Raw genomic sequence first — 14631 nt, 5'->3', positions numbered from 1 at the left:
CGGACCTTGCCCGGCCCCGCCCGGACCTTGCCCGGCCCCGCCCGGACCTTGCCCGGCCCCGCCCGGACCTTGCCCGGACCGGCGCGGACGGGCGAATACGCGCTCCGGCGCGTGCCATCGCAGGTCCGCGGTGGCACCCATGCGTCATGCCGCCGGTGTCAGCGTTCCTTCGTACGGCCGCCTCCTACGCCTGGCGTCTGCTGGTCGTCGGCGCCGCCGTGTACGCGGTCTTCGCCGTGCTCGGCCGCTTCCACGAGATCGCCGTGGCGCTCTTCCTCGGCCTCGTCGCCACCGCCCTGCTCTCGCCCCCCACCCGGCGCCTCGCGCGCGTCGTCCCCCAGTCCCTCGCGGTCGCCGTCTGCCTGATCGGCAGCGCGCTGCTGGTGCTGGGCGTCCTGGTGCTGGTCGGCGAGGCGGTGGCGGGGGAGAGCACGACGCTCGTCCGGGAGTTCCGCGCCGGACTGGACAGCATCGAGGAGTGGCTGGAGAAGCCGCCCTTCCGGCTGAACCCGGAGGCGCTGTCCGACGTCCAGTCCCGCATCGGCGCCTTCCTGTCGAGCCACCGCTCGACGGTGGTCAGTACGGCGCTCAGCGGGGCCGGGCACCTGGTGCAGGTGCTCACCGTCCTCGCGCTCGCCGTCTTCGCCTCCGTCTTCTTCCTGCACGGCGGGGACCGGCAGTGGTCGTGGTTCTGCGCCCAGCTGCCCGAGGGGGCGCGCGAGCGCGTGGCGATCGGCGGGCGCGCGGCGTGGCGTACGTTCACCGGCTACACCCACGGCATCGTGATCGTCGCGGCGACGAACGCCGTGCTCGTGGGCCTGGCGCTGTACTTCCTCGGGGTCCCGCTGGCCGTGCCGCTCGCGCTGCTGGAGTTCTTCGCGGCCTTCGTCCCCCTCGTCGGATCGCCGGTGGCGCTCGGGGTCGCCGCGGTGGTGGCCCTGGCCGCGAAGGGGCCGCTGGTCGCGGGTCTGGTCGTCGCGCTGATCGTGGTCATCGGCCAGATCGAGGGCCACCTGCTCCATCCCCTGGTGATGAGCCGGGCCGTCCGCCTGCACCCGCTGGTGGTCGCGATCTCCGTGGTGGCGGGCGCCATCGCCGCCGGAGTGGTCGGCGCGGTGGTCGCCGTGCCGCTCGTCTCGGTGACCTGGTCGGTGCGCACGGCCCTGCGCGGGGCACAATCGGCGGATGAGCGATGAACACCCCTCCGTGGACCCCTCTGCGGATCCCTACCTCTGGCTGGAAGACGTCACCGGCGAGGCCGCCCTCGGCTGGGTCCGCGAGCGCAACGCCGAGACCGTGGCCGCGCTGGCCGAGACCCCCGCGTTCAAGCTGCTCGAAAGCGGCATCCGCGAGGTGCTGGACGACGACGGCCGGATCCCGTACGTCGTCCGCCGGGGCCGCCACCTCTACAACTTCTGGCAGGACGCCGACCACGTACGCGGGCTGTGGCGGCGCACCACGCTGGAGGAGTACCGCAAGGACCGGCCCGCCTGGGAGCCGGTCCTGGACCTGGACGCGCTGGCCGGGGCCGAAGGCGAGAAGTGGGCCTGGGCGGGCAGCCAGGTCCTGGGGCCCGAGCACCGCCGCGCCCTGGTGATGCTGTCGCGGGACGGGGCGGACGCCTGCGTGGTCCGGGAGTTCGACCTGGAGACCCTGGAGTTCGTCGAGGGCGGGTTCGAGGTCGAGGAGGCCAGGACCACCATCGGGTGGATCGACCACGACCACGTGTGGATCGGGACGGACTTCGGTCCCGGCTCGATGTCCGGGTCCGGCTACCCGCTCCAGGTACGCCGCTGGAAGCGCGGCACGCCACTGAAGGCCGCGGAACTCGTCTACGAGGGCCGGCCCTCCGACATCTCGGCCTCCGGCTGGCACGACGACACCCCGGGCTTCGAACGGGACTTCGTCCACCGCCAGATCGACTTCTGGAACCAGGAGCTGTTCCTCCGCCCGGAGGACGGATCGGCCGCGGAGCCCGAGAAGATCGAGGTACCGGACGACGCCGGCACCTCCGTCCACCGCGAGTGGCTGCTCGTCGCCCCGAAGTCCCCGTGGCTCGGCCACGACGCCGGCAGTCTGCTCGCCTTCGACTTCGAGGCCTTCCGGGCGGGGGCGCGGGAGGCGGCGGTGCTGTTCACGCCGGACGAGCACACCGCGCTCGCCGGCTGGAGCTGGACCCGCCACCACCTGATCCTCACCACCAGCGCCGACGTCTCATCCCGGATGGAGATCCTGACCCCGGGACCGGGAGTCGACGGCTGGCGCCGCGCCCCGCTGGCCGACGTACCGCCGCTGTCCACGGCCTCCGTCACCTGCACCGACCCGGACGTGAGCGACGAGTACTTCCTGAACGTCTCCGGCTACCTCCAGCCGTCCACCCTCCACCGCGGTACGGCGGGCGAGGGCGAGGGCGCGGGCGAGAGCGTCAAGCAGGGCCCGGCGCTGTTCGACACCACCGGTCTGGTCGTACGCCAGCACTTCGCGGTCTCCGCGGACGGCACGCGGGTCCCCTACTTCGTCGTCGGGCCGGAGGACCGGCCCGGCCCCGGGCCCACCCTGATGTACGGGTACGGCGGCTTCGAGATCTCGATGGTCCCGCAGTACAGCGCGGTCACCGGCCGGGCCTGGCTCGCGCGCGGCGGCACGTACGTCGTCGCGGGCATCCGCGGCGGGCACGAGTACGGGCCGGGCTGGCACAAGGCGGCCCTCGGGGCGAACCGGGTCCGGGCGTTCGAGGACTTCGCCGCCGTCGCCCGGGACCTCACCGCCCGCGGCATCAGCACCCCCGCCCAGCTGGGCATCGAGGGCGGCAGCAACGGCGGCCTCCTCATGGGCGCGATGCTGACCCGCTACCCGGAGCTCTTCGGCGCCGTCGTCTCGCACGTGCCGCTGCTGGACATGCTCCGCTTCCACCGGCTGCTCGCGGGCGCCAGCTGGACCGCCGAGTACGGAGACCCGGACAACCCCGCAGACCGCCCCCACCTGGAGGAGATCTCCCCCTACCACCGGGTGCGGACCGACGGGACCCCGTACCCGCCGCTGCTCCTGCTCACCTCGACCCGCGACGACCGGGTCCACCCCGGCCACGCCCGCAAGATGGCCGCCCGGCTGCGCGAGCACGGCCATCCCGTCCTGTTCCACGAGCACATCGGCGGCGGCCACTCCGGAGCCACCGACCACGGCCAGACCGCCTTCAACGAGGCCCTGGTCCACACCTTCCTGTGGGAGCGCCTGACCCCGCGCCGGTGACCCGCGGGTCCCCGCCGCGTCCACGGCGGGGACCGGGCCGGACGGCCTACGGCCGGCGGAGCGTCTCGACCCGCGTCTCGATCGCGGTGATCAGGGCCTCGACCCGGGCCAGGAAGATCTCTTCCTCCGTCACCTCGGCCAACTCGGCACTCAGGCGGGTGATGTGGGGGAATCCCTCCGGGTCGACCATGCGGTACTCGCGGTTCCAGGAGGTCTCGTCCGCCTCCCGGATGTCCGGAGGGAACAGCAGGTAGGCGGCGCGCTGGCCGACGAAGGCGAGGAGCGAGTCGCCGACCATGCGGTAGTGGACGGCGGCCTCCGCTCCGTCGAGCCCCGCCTCCGTCACCGCGCCCAGGATGAGCTCGACGACCCGGAACTCGTTCGGCCTCCTGGTGGTCCGGCTGGCCATGGTCGAGCCGACCACCGGGTACTTCAGCGCGACGTCGAGGGAGCCCGCGGCGAGTGCGCGCAGCCGGTCCTGCCAGCCGAGCCCCTCGGGGATGCTGTCGAGGACCTCCCCGAGCGTGCGGTCGGCGACCGACAGCAGCAGCTCGTCCTTGTCCCGGAAGTGCCGGTAGATCGCTGTGGGGTCGGCGCCCAGTTCCTCGCCGAGCCTGCGGACGGTGAAGGCGTCCTCGCTGCCGCGAGCCGCGATGCGCAGGCTCGCTTCGATGATCGCGTCGGGTGTGAGCTGACTGCCCGCGCGCTTGGACCGGGCGGGAGTGGCGGATGGCTTCGGCATGGTGCGGCCAGTGTATCGATGCGGAACACACCCAGCGCAACACCGTTGACAACAACGTTGCGCTCCCGTTCACTCCTCCTCAACAACACGCCGAGCGGGTCCGCCCGCCGAGCCGGAGGACGCGTCGATGCGGAAGAACACCAGCCAGCGGGCCGACACCGTTTTCGTGGGAGGGAAGGTCTTCACCGGAACCGGACCGGCTCCCGTCGACGCCGCCGTCGCCATCGGCGGCGGCCGGATCCTCGCCGTCGCCGACGAGGACGCGGTGCGCGCCCTCGCCGACGCGGACACCGAGGTGGTCGACCTCGCGGGCGGCCTGCTCCTCGCCGGATTCCAGGACGCCCACGTCCACCCGGTGGTGGCCGGGGTCCAGATGCTCGGCTGCGACCTCAGCGGGCAGCACTCCCTCGACGGCTACCTGGCCGTCGTGGCCGAGTACGCCCGACAGCACCCCGGGGCGGCCTGGATCCGCGGGGGCGGCTGGTCGATGGACGTCTTCCCCGGCGGCACGCCCACCCGGGCCATGCTCGACCGGGTGGTGCCGGACCGGCCCGTCATGCTCACCAACCGCGACGGCCACGGAGCCTGGGCCAACACCCTGGCCTTCCGGCTCGCCGGCGTCGACCGGGACACCCCCGACCCGGCCGACGGCCGCATCGAGCGGGAACCGGACGGAACCCCGGCCGGCACCCTCCAGGAGGGCGCCGTGGAGCTGGTCGCCCGTCACGTGCCCCTCGCGACACCCGAAGAGGCGTACGCCGGCCTGCTCGCCGCACAGGAGCACCTGCTCTCCCTCGGAGTCACCGCCTGGCAGGACGCCATGATCGGCGCCTTCCCCGGCAACCCCGACAACTTCGGTGTCTACGTGCGCGCCGCCCGCGAGGAATCCCTGCGCGTGCGCGTCGTCGGGGCCCTGTGGTGGGACCGCGAACGCGGCCTGGAGCAGATACCCGAGCTGGAGGAGCGCCGCCGGACCGGCCGGGTGGGCCGCTTCAACGCCACCAGCGTGAAGATCATGCAGGACGGCATCGCCGAGAACTTCACGGCCGGACTCCTGGAGCCCTACCTGGACGGCTGCGGCTGCGCCACCGCGAACTCCGGGCTCAGCTTCGTCGATCCGGAACTGCTCACCGAGGCGGTGTCCCGGCTCGACCGCTCCGGCTTCCAGATCCACTTCCACGCGCTCGGGGACCGCGCCGTCCGGGAGGCGCTGGACGCACTCGACGCGGCCCGCGCGGCCAACGGCGCCAACGACAACCGCCACCACCTCGCCCACCTGCAGATCGTCCACCCCGACGACATCGGGCGCTTCGCGAGCCTGGGGGCGGCCGCCAACATCCAGGCCCTGTGGGCCGCCCACGAGCCGCAGATGGACGAGCTGACGATCCCCTTCCTGGGACCCGAACGAGCCGCCCTGCAGTACCCGTTCGGGGACCTGCGGCGGGCCGGAGCCCGACTGGTCGCAGGCAGCGACTGGTCGGTGAGCAGCCCCAACCCGCTCTGGGGCATCCACGTCGCCGTCAACCGCGTCGTGCCCGACGGGGTACCCGGTGAGGAGCCCGGAAAGCCCTTCTTCCCCGAGCAGGCGCTGACCCTGGCCGAGGCGCTCACCGCCTACACGGCGGGCAGCGCCTGGGCCAACCACCTCGACGACGTCACCGGCACCGTCGAGCCCGGCAAGTACGCGGACCTCGTCGTCCTCGACCGCGATCCCTTCGCGCACCCCTCCGAGGAGATCGGCCGGACCCGCGTGACCCGCACCTACATCGAGGGCGTGCCCGTCTTCACCGCCACGCACTGAACCGCGGGGTCACCGGCCGGGCCGCCACCGGCCGAGCACCCCGTGTCCGCACCGCACCCGCATCCCCCTGCATCCCCGCATCCCGCCCCCCCCGCATCCCCACCCAGCTCACCTCAGGGAGCCAGACGATGTCATCACCCCGACCGGGATCCCCCCGCCGGCGCAGAAGGACCAGGCACGCAGTGGCGGCCGGGCTCGCCGCGGCCGCGGTGCTCATCACGAGCGCGTGCAGCGGCACGGCACACCCGGCCAAGGACCAGGCAGTCGCCTACAAGCTCACGGACAGGACACCCGCCGCCACCGGAAACCTGGACTCCTTCACCTGGTCGACCTTCGCCGAGCCGACCACCATCGACTACGCCTACTCCTTCGACTACCCGCCCAACCAGATCCTCGCCAACGTCTGCGAGAGCCTGCTGCGCTGGAACCCCGACCTGACGACCTCGCCCAACCTCGCGGCCTCGTACGCCAACCCCACCCCCACCACCTGGGTCTACCGGATCCGCCCGGGCGTCCGCTTCCACGACGGGACGGAGCTCACCGCCGACGACGTCGTCGCCTCCCTGCGCCGCAACCTCGACCCGCAGACGGCCAGCGTCTGGGCCTACCCCTTCCGCAACGTCACGTCCGTCGACAAGACCGGACCGATGGAAGTCACCGTCACCCTCGCGCAGCCCGACTCCACCTTCAACAAGTACCTCGCCGCCGGCCCCGGCACCGTGGAGTCCGCCGCCACCCTCGCCAAGTCCGGCAAGGACTACGGCAATCCGCAGACCGGCGTGAACTGCACCGGCCCCTTCTCCTTCGACTCGTGGACCTCCGGCCAGTCGCTCACGCTCAAGCGGTTCGACGACTACTGGAACCCCGAGCTGAAGGCCAAGTCCGGCCAGGTCAAGTTCGTCTTCCTCGCCGACGCCACCACCCGCGTCAACGCCTTCCAGAGCGGCGAGGTCGACGGCGGCTGGATGGTCCCGCCGAACGCGTACGCCCAACTGGGCGCGACCCAGGCCGGAACGCTCTACTTCGGTCGCAACACCACCGTCGCCGACGAGGTCGTCAGCAACCTCAAGGGCCCGCTCGGCGACGCCCGCGTCCGCCAGGCCCTGCTCATGGCCATCGACCGCAAGGGCATCCTCAAGGCCGGCGCCGGCGGGGTCGGCGAGGTCTCCGACTCGCTCGTCACCGACAACCTCTGGGCCGACGCGCCCGCCGCGACCCGCGACGCGCTCCTGAAGGACCTGCCGAAGTACCCGTACGACCCGGCCAAGGCCAAGGCGCTCGCCGCCGAGGCGGGCGTGAACGGCCAGAAGATCGTGATCGCGACCAGCCCGCTCGACTCCCAGACGACCATCATCACCCAGGCCGTCGCCCAGGCCGCCACGGCCATCGGCCTCAAGCCGCAGATCGACTCCGTCTCCGCCGAGAAGTACACGACCCTCTTCACCGACCCGGCCGCACGCGAGGGCATCGACCTCTTCCTCACCTTCTGGTACACGTCCATCACCGACCCGATGGACATGTACGGCACCCTCCGGACCGGCGCCTTCGGCAACTACGGCAACTGGTCCGACCCCGCCTTCGACGCGGCCGTCGACCGGGCCGTCGCGGCCTACGACCCCGCCGAGCACGCCGCCGCCAACGCCGAGGCCCAGAAGATCGCCATGAAGGAACTGCCCTGGCTGCCGCTGTACACCCAGCCGGTCAGCGTCTTCCTCGGCAAGCGGATCACCGGCGTCCAGCCGTCCATCGCCTACCTGTACCACCCGTGGGCGGCCGAGATCGGAGCCAAGGGATGACGCCCGCGGTGGCCCGGGCCGGACGGGTGCTGCGCCGCCTGGCCGGCATGGCGGCGACCCTGCTCGTCACCTCCTTCCTGGTCTTCTCCTCGCTGTTCCTGGCGCCGGGGGACCCCGTCAGCTTCCTCGTGAAGGGGCGCAGCCCCGGCCCGCAGGAACTCGCCGAGATGCGCCGCCAGTACGGCTTCGACGAGCCGTTCCTCCTCCGGTACTGGAACTGGCTCGAAGGGGTGCTGCAGGGCGACTTCGGCCGCTCCTACCTCTTCCACCAGGACGTCTCCTCGGTCATCTGGTCGCGCCTGCCCTCCTCCCTGCTGCTGATCGGCGTGTCCGCGCTGATGATCGCGGTGTTCGGCATCGGGTCCGGGATGCTCGGCGCGCTGCGCCGAGGCACCCGCATCGACCGCTCGCTGATGCTCCTGGTGACGGTGGGCGCCGCCGCGCCCGCCTTCGTCGCCGCGCTCCTGCTCCGGTCGGTACTGGGCGTGCGCCTGGGCTGGTTCCCGACCATCGGGAACGGCACCGGCCTGCTGGACCGGCTGCACCACGTCGTCCTGCCGGCCGCGGCCCTCTCCGTCACCTTCGTGGCGCTGGTCACCCGCGTGACCCGCTCCGCGATGCTCGACGAACTGCGCCGCGAGCACGTCGAGGTCGCCCTCAGCCGGGGGACACCCCGGCGCACCGTCATCCGCCGCCACGTCCTGCGCAACGCGCTCGGACCGATCGTGACGGTCTCCGCGATGCTCGTCTCGGGGATGCTGGTGAGCACGGCGATCGTGGAGACCGCCTTCGGGATGTCCGGGGTGGGATCCCTGCTGGTCACGTCGGTGGACCAGCTCGACTTCCAGGTGGTCCAGGCGATCGTCCTGCTGGTCGTGGCCGCGTTCGTGGTGGTCAACGCCCTGGTCGACCTCGTCCATCCGCTGATCGATCCGCGCATGGCGGCGGCCGGGAGCGCACGATGACCACGCCCACGACCACGCCAGCGAACACGCAGGCGGCCCTCGTCCGCCGCCGCCCCCTCACCCGGCTCCGGCGCCTCGGCGGCGGCCCGCTCCAGCGGGCCTGCCTGCTGCTCCTCGTCCTGTTCGTCCTCGTCGCGCTCCTGGCACCCTGGCTCGCGCCGCAGGACCCCACCTTCGGACACCTCGGCGACTCCCTCCTGGGCCCCGGCGCCGAGCACTGGCTTGGCACCGACCAGGGCGGCCACGACACCTTCTCCGCCCTGATCGCCGGCACGCGCACCAGCCTCGCCGGCCCCCTCGCCGTCGTGCTGTCCTCCACCCTGATCGGCATCGCCGTCGGCCTGTTCACCGCCTGGCGCGGCGGCTGGGTCGACACCCTGACCGGCCGGGTCCTCGACATCCTGTTCGCCTTCCCCGCCCTGCTCCTCGCGATCCTCGCGGTGGCCCTCTTCGGCAAGGGCATGACGGCCCCCGTCCTCGCCATGGCGATCGCCTACATGCCGTACACCGCACGCCTGGTGCGCGCCCTGGCCGTACAGGAGAAGGCCAGGCCCTACGTCGCCGCCTACCGGGTACAGGGCCACTCCGCCCTGTTCGTCACCGTCCGCCGGGTGCTGCCCAACATCGCCCCGACCCTGCTCGCCCAGTCGACGGTGAACTTCGGCTACGCCCTGCTCGACCTCGCCGCCCTCTCCTTCCTGGGGCTCGGCGTCCAGCCGCCGACCCCCGACTGGGGCGCCATGATCAACCAGGGGCAGGCCGCCGTGCTCCAGGGACAGCCGCTGTCCGCCATCGTGCCGGCCGTCGCCGTCGTCCTGGTCGTCGTCGCCTTCAACGTCGTCGGGGAAGACCTCGGCGACCGGCTCGCGGGAAGGGACTCCCGATGACACTGCTCGCCTACGAGGACCTCTCCGTCACCCTGCCCGGCACGGCCCGCCCGATCCTGGACGGCATCAGCCTGAGCATCTCGGCCGGGGAGACCGTCGCCCTGGTCGGGGAATCCGGGTCCGGCAAGTCCGTCACCGCCCGCGCCGCCCTGGGCCTGTTCCCCGCGGGCGCCGAGGTCTCCGGCCGGGTCCGCGTCGACGGGACCGATCTGGTCGGCGCCGACACCGCGAGCCTGCGCGAGGTCCGCACGAACAAGGCGGCGATGATCTACCAGGATCCCCGGGCCGCCATCAACCCCGTACACCGCGTGGGGGACTTCCTCACCGAACCGCTGCGCCGGGTCCACGGCTGGTCCAAGGACCAGGCGAACGCCAGGGCCGTCGAACTGCTCGGCGCGGCCGGACTGCCCGACCCCGCCCGCCACATGAAGCAGTACCCGCACGAGCTCTCCGGCGGAATGCTCCAGCGCGTCGTGATCGCCGCGGCCCTCACCGCCGAACCCCGCCTGCTGCTGTGCGACGAGCCGACCACCGCCCTCGACGTCAGCACCCAGGCGGAGATCCTGGCCGTCCTGGGCCGGCTGCGGCGCGAACGCGGCCTCGGACTGCTCCTGATCACCCACGACATCGAGCTGGCGGCCGCCGTCGGCGACCGGATCTACGTGATGTACGCGGGCCGGATCGTGGAGACGGCGCCCGTCGCGGAGCTCTTCTCCCACCCCCGGCACCCCTACACGGCGGGACTGCTCGGCTCCTCCCCGCCCCTGGAGGGCCCGCTCGGGCGGCTGACCCCGATCCCCGGCGCCCCGATGGGACTGCTGGAATCCGCGCCGGGCTGCGCCTTCGCACCCCGCTGCCGGTTCGCCGAGCCCGGCCGCTGCGACCAGTCCCCGCCGCCGCTGCTCCGGCACGGCCCGGCCGAGGTCGCCTGCCACCGGGCCGCGGAACTCGACGGCAGCGGCCCGCCCGCTCCCGTCCAGCCCGCTCCCGTCCAGCCCGCTCCCGCCCAGCCCGCTCCCGCTCGGCCCGTTTCCGCCGAGCCCGTTTCCATCCAGCCCAGCAAGGAGGGCAATTGACCACGGAGCTGCTGCGCGTGACAGGCCTGCGCAAGACCTACCGTACGGGCGGGACGCAGGTCGTCGCGGTCGACGACCTGTCCTTCACCCTGCCGGCGGGCGGCGCCCTCGGCATCGTCGGGGAGTCCGGTTCCGGGAAGACCACCACGGCCCGGATGCTGATCGGCCTCGAACGCCCCGACGCCGGGGAGATCCTCGTACGGGGCCAGGCGCCGGCCGCCGGGGCCGTACGCGGCCGGGCCGCCCGGCTGGCCCGGGCCAAGGCCGTCCAGATCGTCTTCCAGGACCCCTACCTCTCCCTGGACGCCCGCATCCCCATAGGCGCCACCGTCGACGGCGTGCTGCGCCTGCACGGCTGCCACGACCGCGAGGTGCGGGCCGACCGGGTCAGGGAACTGCTGGCCCAGGTCGGCCTCGGCGACCGCGAGGCGGCCGCCCTGCCCCGCCACCTCTCCGGCGGGCAGCGCCAACGCGCCGCGATCGCCAGGGCGCTGGCCGTCCGGCCCGATGTCCTCGTGCTCGACGAGGCGGTGTCCGCCCTGGACGTGTCCGTACAGGCACAGGTGCTCAACCTGCTGTCCGACATCCGGCGCGAGACCGGCATCGGGCTGGTCTTCGTCAGCCACGATCTCGCCGTCGTACGCTACGTGTGCGACGAGGCGCTCGTCATGTACCGCGGGCGGACCATGGAACACCGCCCCGTCGCCGAACTCCTCGCGGATCCCCGGCATCCGTACACCCGGCTGCTGCTCGCGTCCGTGCCCCGCCCGGGGTGGGACCCCGACTCGATCGGCGTCCGGCGGCGCGCGCTCGATCCGCTCACGATGAACGGCGGTTCCGCGATCCGCCCGGGTGGCTCATAATCATCCCTTTGCGCGGCGCGAACTGACCAGCGCGCCGTGTACAGCACCACACGGGGGATCCATGAAGAGCACATCTCTGTCCACATCACCATCGAACCAGCCGCCGCCCCGGCACCTGGCCACTCTCATGTCCGCCGTCCGCAGGAGCCGGATCGTCACGCTCACCGGGCAGGGCCCCGACGACAGGAGCCGGCTCGCGAACGCCGTCGCGTGCCGGCTGCGGTCCAACTTCGTCGCCGGCACCGCCCTGGTGACGCTGGAGCGGAAGACCGGCGAAGCGGACCTGACGGCCGCCCTCGGCTCCCTCTCCGCGGGGAGAACGGGCCCGCCCGCCCCGGAGCGGCCGGAGCTGCCCTGGATCACCGGCCAGGACCTGCTGCTCGTCATCGACGGCGGCCAGCACCTCACCGACCGGGCGGTGCGCGGGCTGCGCCACCTCCTCGCCCTCGAACCGGGCCTCCAACTGCTCACCAGCAGCAGCCGGGCCCTCGGCCTGGAGGGCGAGCAGCTGTTCCCGCTCACGCGGGGCGGCTGAGCCGGAGGGCCTCGCGGTCACAGCCGCAGCGAGGCCGCCACGGGCAGGTGGTCGCTTGCGGTGCCCGGCAGGGTCCACGCAGAGACCGGGGTGAGACCGCGGACCAGGATCTGGTCGATGCGGGCGAAGGGGAAACGGGCGGGCCAGCTGAAGCCGAAGCCCGCGCCCGCCGCCTCGTGAGCGGAGCGGAAGCGGTCCACCACCGGTGCGAGGGCCCGGTCGTCGGTGGTGCCGTTGAAGTCGCCTACCAGGAGGGTGCGGCCGGCCGGGGCGGTGGCGAGCTCGGCGGCCAGCCGGTCCACGGCCTCGTTCCGGTTCGCCGTGGTGAATCCCGACGGCCCGACCCGTACGGAGGGGAGGTGCGCGACGTAGACGGTGAGGGGGCCCTCGGGGGTCTCGGCGGTGGCGCGCAGCACGAGCCTCCACGAGGTGACCGGCACCCCGGCCGTCTCGCGGAGCGGGAAGGTGCTCCACAGGCCGACCGTGCCCTCGACCACGTGGTACGGGTGGGTCTCGGCCAGCGTCCGCTCGTACTGGCCCACGGCGGGGTGGACCAGTTCCTGCAGGGCGATCAGCTGGGCTCCCGAGGCGGCGAGGGCGCGGGCGGTGCCGGCCGGGTCGGGATTCGCGTCGTCCACGTTGTGGGTGACGACGGTGAGGTCGGCCGTGCCGTCGGCGCCGCGGTCGGCGAAGTCGGGTCCGTACAGGGCGGCCCAGGTGAGCGCGGGGAGCAGGACGGCGATCAGCGCGACGCGCGAGCGGCGGACGAGTCCGGCGGCGGCCGCGACGAGGACCGCGGCGCCGGTCCAGGGGAGAAAGGTCTCGACGAGGCTGCCCAGGTTGGCGATGGTGTTCGGGATCCAGCCGTGCAGCAGCATCACGAGGGTGGTGAGCAGCGAGAGCGCGGCGATGACCAGCCGGCCCCGCCTCCGGCCGCCGGGGGCGGGGCGGAGCGCGGCCACGATCATCCGGCCCCGCCTCCGGCCGCCGGGGGCGGGCGCGCGCCGGGGCACCTCCTCGGGCGCCGAACGTGGCGAGGGGTCGGGCAGTGAAGCGGCGTTGCGTTCGGCGCCCTGCGGGGGCGCCCCGGCACACACCCGCCCCCGGCGGCCGGAGGCGCGGCGCGGGGCCCGGCGGCCACGAGGGGCGGCGCCGGCTGGAGGGGGCTTCGTCACGCCGGTTGCTCCGTCACGATCACGTACAGGGTCATGACCTCCATGACGCGCGCGAGGCCGATCGGGTTCTCGTCGGGCCCCCGCCTCGACCGGGTGAAATCGGCCCCCTGTCGGGGTTCGGGCCCCTGCCGGGACGGGCAGCGCCCCTAGGATGACGCGGGCCGTCGCCGACCGGCGCGCCATCACGGTCCCCTGGAATGGGAGTTGAGACATGAGGCAGCAGCACTTACGGGTCCTGGTCGCGGTCGGGGTCCTGGCGCTGGGATCGGCCGGCACGGGGAGCGCCCACGCGAGCCCGGCCTCGTCCCCGGGCTGCCCGGCGGCCGCGGAGATCTTCGCCACCGACAACACGGCGATCATCACGGACCCGGCGGACCCCCGGCTGCGGACCCGCCTGAAGCGCTTCGAGCACGACGTGCGCGAGATCATCCGCACCCACGGCGCGAAGCCCGGCTCCTCGACCCTGCTGGACGGGGTCTTCTGGTCCGAGGAGCTGAAGCAGACCACCTACGAGCGCTCGCGCGAGTTCGACGTCAACCGGGTGGGCCCCGAGGGCCTGCACCACATCGCCGACGTCATCCGCAAGCAGTACCAGCAGGAGTCGGTGCTCACCTTCCGCTGCCTGCCGCGGAGTTCACCCGACACCGACGCCGTGGAGATCCAGGCCCCGGGCGTCAGCCCGACCCGCCTCCACGACGCCCTCCTCGCCGACCCCGAGGCCCGCGAACGCCTTGGCGGCGGCTCGGTCACCCTCGACGGCCGGCTCGTCCTCATCGCCCCGCTCGCCGACCTCCCCCTCGCCCGGAAGCTCGCGGCGGACCTCGGCGTCGACTGGAACACCGCGGAAGTGCGCTACGGGGACGAGGAGTTCGTGGGTTAGCGGCGCGCGCGCCGACGCCGTAGGAGGATCCCGACGGCCGCTCCGGCCAGGGCCGTCGCCGCCACGCCCGCCGTCGTCCACCAGACGGCGGGCCCCGGTCCGGGCTCCGCGGGCTCGGCGGGGGTTCCGGAGGCCGGCGCCTGCGTCGGTGCCTGGGCCGTCGCCTGGGTCGGTACCGGCGAGGGTGTGGCGGGACGGGGATCCGGGGTGCCCGTGGCCGGTGCCGGGTCCACCACCGGTACGCCGACTTCGAGTTCCCCGTGCCCGAGGGCGGGGAAGCCCACGTCCACGGTGACCTTCCAGGCGCCGGGCGGCAGGGTCTCGGCCGTGGTCCAGCCGGCCGGCGCCGCGGCGGGATCACGCACCAGCCGCCAGGGACCCAAGGTGCGGGCGCCGTCGCCGCTGACCGCGTTCACGGTGGCGGCGACCGCCTCCTCGACGGCGTCCCCGTCGTTCTCCCAGGTGATGGCGGCGGTGACGTGGCCCTCCCGCTGCCCGGTCACCACCACCTTCACGGTGTCGCCGTGGGCGTGCGCCACGGCGGGGGACAGCAGGATCAGGCCGAGTGCGGTCAGGACGGCCTGGAAAGCGATTCGTATGCGCATCGTGGCGGTGCTCCGGGTGGGGTGAGGGGACGGCGGGCGGCCGCGTGACGCGACCGC

Annotated in this window: 13 protein-coding genes; 10 read left to right on the top strand and 3 right to left on the bottom strand. The window is 73.3% G+C overall.

Going from position 1 to position 14631, the window contains the following annotated elements; genetic code table 11:
- The first annotated feature begins 146 nt into the window (after window positions 1-146).
- Both ACFWBN_RS02405 and ACFWBN_RS02400 read left to right on the top strand, forming a co-directional pair.
- Window positions 147-1196, top strand: a complete 1050-nt coding sequence (locus ACFWBN_RS02405; RefSeq protein ID WP_385169259.1) for an AI-2E family transporter — start codon at window positions 147-149, stop codon at window positions 1194-1196.
- Window positions 1186-3249: a prolyl oligopeptidase family protein gene (locus tag ACFWBN_RS02400; RefSeq protein ID WP_385169257.1), complete on the top strand. Its 2064-nt coding sequence runs from the start codon at window positions 1186-1188 to the stop codon at window positions 3247-3249. Before ACFWBN_RS02405 ends, ACFWBN_RS02400 begins: the two co-directional genes overlap by 11 nt.
- 46 nt (window positions 3250-3295) lie before the next feature.
- Here ACFWBN_RS02400 and ACFWBN_RS02395 read toward each other — a convergent pair whose 3' ends face one another.
- The gene (locus ACFWBN_RS02395) at window positions 3296-3991 is read right to left on the bottom strand and encodes a TetR/AcrR family transcriptional regulator (RefSeq protein WP_385169254.1); all 696 of its coding nucleotides are present in this window, start codon (window positions 3989-3991) and stop codon (window positions 3296-3298) included.
- A gap of 127 nt (window positions 3992-4118) precedes the next feature.
- On the opposite strand from ACFWBN_RS02395, the gene ACFWBN_RS02390 reads away from it, so the two are divergent.
- The 7 genes from ACFWBN_RS02390 to ACFWBN_RS02360 all read left to right on the top strand — a co-directional run bounded on the left by ACFWBN_RS02390 (window position 4119) and on the right by ACFWBN_RS02360 (window position 11914).
- A complete protein-coding gene (locus ACFWBN_RS02390) occupies window positions 4119-5792 on the top strand; it encodes an amidohydrolase (protein ID WP_385169251.1) in 1674 nt (557 codons plus the stop codon).
- Window positions 5793-5974: 182 nt separating this feature from the next.
- A complete protein-coding gene (locus ACFWBN_RS02385; RefSeq protein ID WP_385169249.1) occupies window positions 5975-7588 on the top strand; it encodes an ABC transporter substrate-binding protein in 1614 nt (537 codons plus the stop codon).
- A complete protein-coding gene (locus ACFWBN_RS02380) occupies window positions 7585-8553 on the top strand; it encodes an ABC transporter permease (protein ID WP_385169245.1) in 969 nt (322 codons plus the stop codon). The genes ACFWBN_RS02385 and ACFWBN_RS02380 overlap by 4 nt, the downstream gene beginning before the upstream one ends.
- Window positions 8550-9440: an ABC transporter permease gene (locus tag ACFWBN_RS02375; RefSeq protein ID WP_385169242.1), complete on the top strand. Its 891-nt coding sequence runs from the start codon at window positions 8550-8552 to the stop codon at window positions 9438-9440. The genes ACFWBN_RS02380 and ACFWBN_RS02375 overlap by 4 nt, the downstream gene beginning before the upstream one ends.
- Window positions 9437-10516, top strand: a complete 1080-nt coding sequence (locus ACFWBN_RS02370; RefSeq protein WP_385169240.1) for an ABC transporter ATP-binding protein — start codon at window positions 9437-9439, stop codon at window positions 10514-10516. Before ACFWBN_RS02375 ends, ACFWBN_RS02370 begins: the two co-directional genes overlap by 4 nt.
- On the top strand, window positions 10513-11379 hold the full coding sequence (locus ACFWBN_RS02365; RefSeq protein ID WP_385169237.1) for an ABC transporter ATP-binding protein: 867 nt from the start codon (window positions 10513-10515) through the stop codon (window positions 11377-11379). Before ACFWBN_RS02370 ends, ACFWBN_RS02365 begins: the two co-directional genes overlap by 4 nt.
- A 61-nt stretch (window positions 11380-11440) precedes the next feature.
- On the top strand, window positions 11441-11914 hold the full coding sequence (locus ACFWBN_RS02360; RefSeq protein WP_385169234.1) for a hypothetical protein: 474 nt from the start codon (window positions 11441-11443) through the stop codon (window positions 11912-11914).
- A 17-nt stretch (window positions 11915-11931) separates the two neighbouring features.
- Here the strand turns inward: ACFWBN_RS02360 and ACFWBN_RS02355 are convergent, their stop codons facing one another.
- Window positions 11932-12882: an endonuclease/exonuclease/phosphatase family protein gene (locus ACFWBN_RS02355; RefSeq protein WP_385169708.1), complete on the bottom strand. Its 951-nt coding sequence runs from the start codon at window positions 12880-12882 to the stop codon at window positions 11932-11934.
- A gap of 418 nt (window positions 12883-13300) precedes the next feature.
- On the opposite strand from ACFWBN_RS02355, the gene ACFWBN_RS02350 reads away from it, so the two are divergent.
- The gene (locus tag ACFWBN_RS02350; protein ID WP_385169230.1) at window positions 13301-13969 is read left to right on the top strand and encodes a hypothetical protein; all 669 of its coding nucleotides are present in this window, start codon (window positions 13301-13303) and stop codon (window positions 13967-13969) included.
- Here ACFWBN_RS02350 and ACFWBN_RS02345 read toward each other — a convergent pair.
- Window positions 13966-14574, bottom strand: coding sequence for a hypothetical protein (locus ACFWBN_RS02345; RefSeq protein WP_385169227.1), 609 nt, complete (start codon window positions 14572-14574; stop codon window positions 13966-13968). The genes ACFWBN_RS02350 and ACFWBN_RS02345 overlap by 4 nt on opposite strands.
- Window positions 14575-14631 lie beyond the last annotated feature (57 nt).

The sequence above is a fragment of the Streptomyces sp. NPDC059989 genome, assembly GCF_042736975.1.
In the GTDB taxonomy this organism is placed as follows: Bacteria; Actinomycetota; Actinomycetes; order Streptomycetales; family Streptomycetaceae; genus Streptomyces.
The sequence above is the reverse complement of the archived record's forward strand: the minus strand, read 5'-3'. Positions and strand labels throughout refer to the sequence as shown.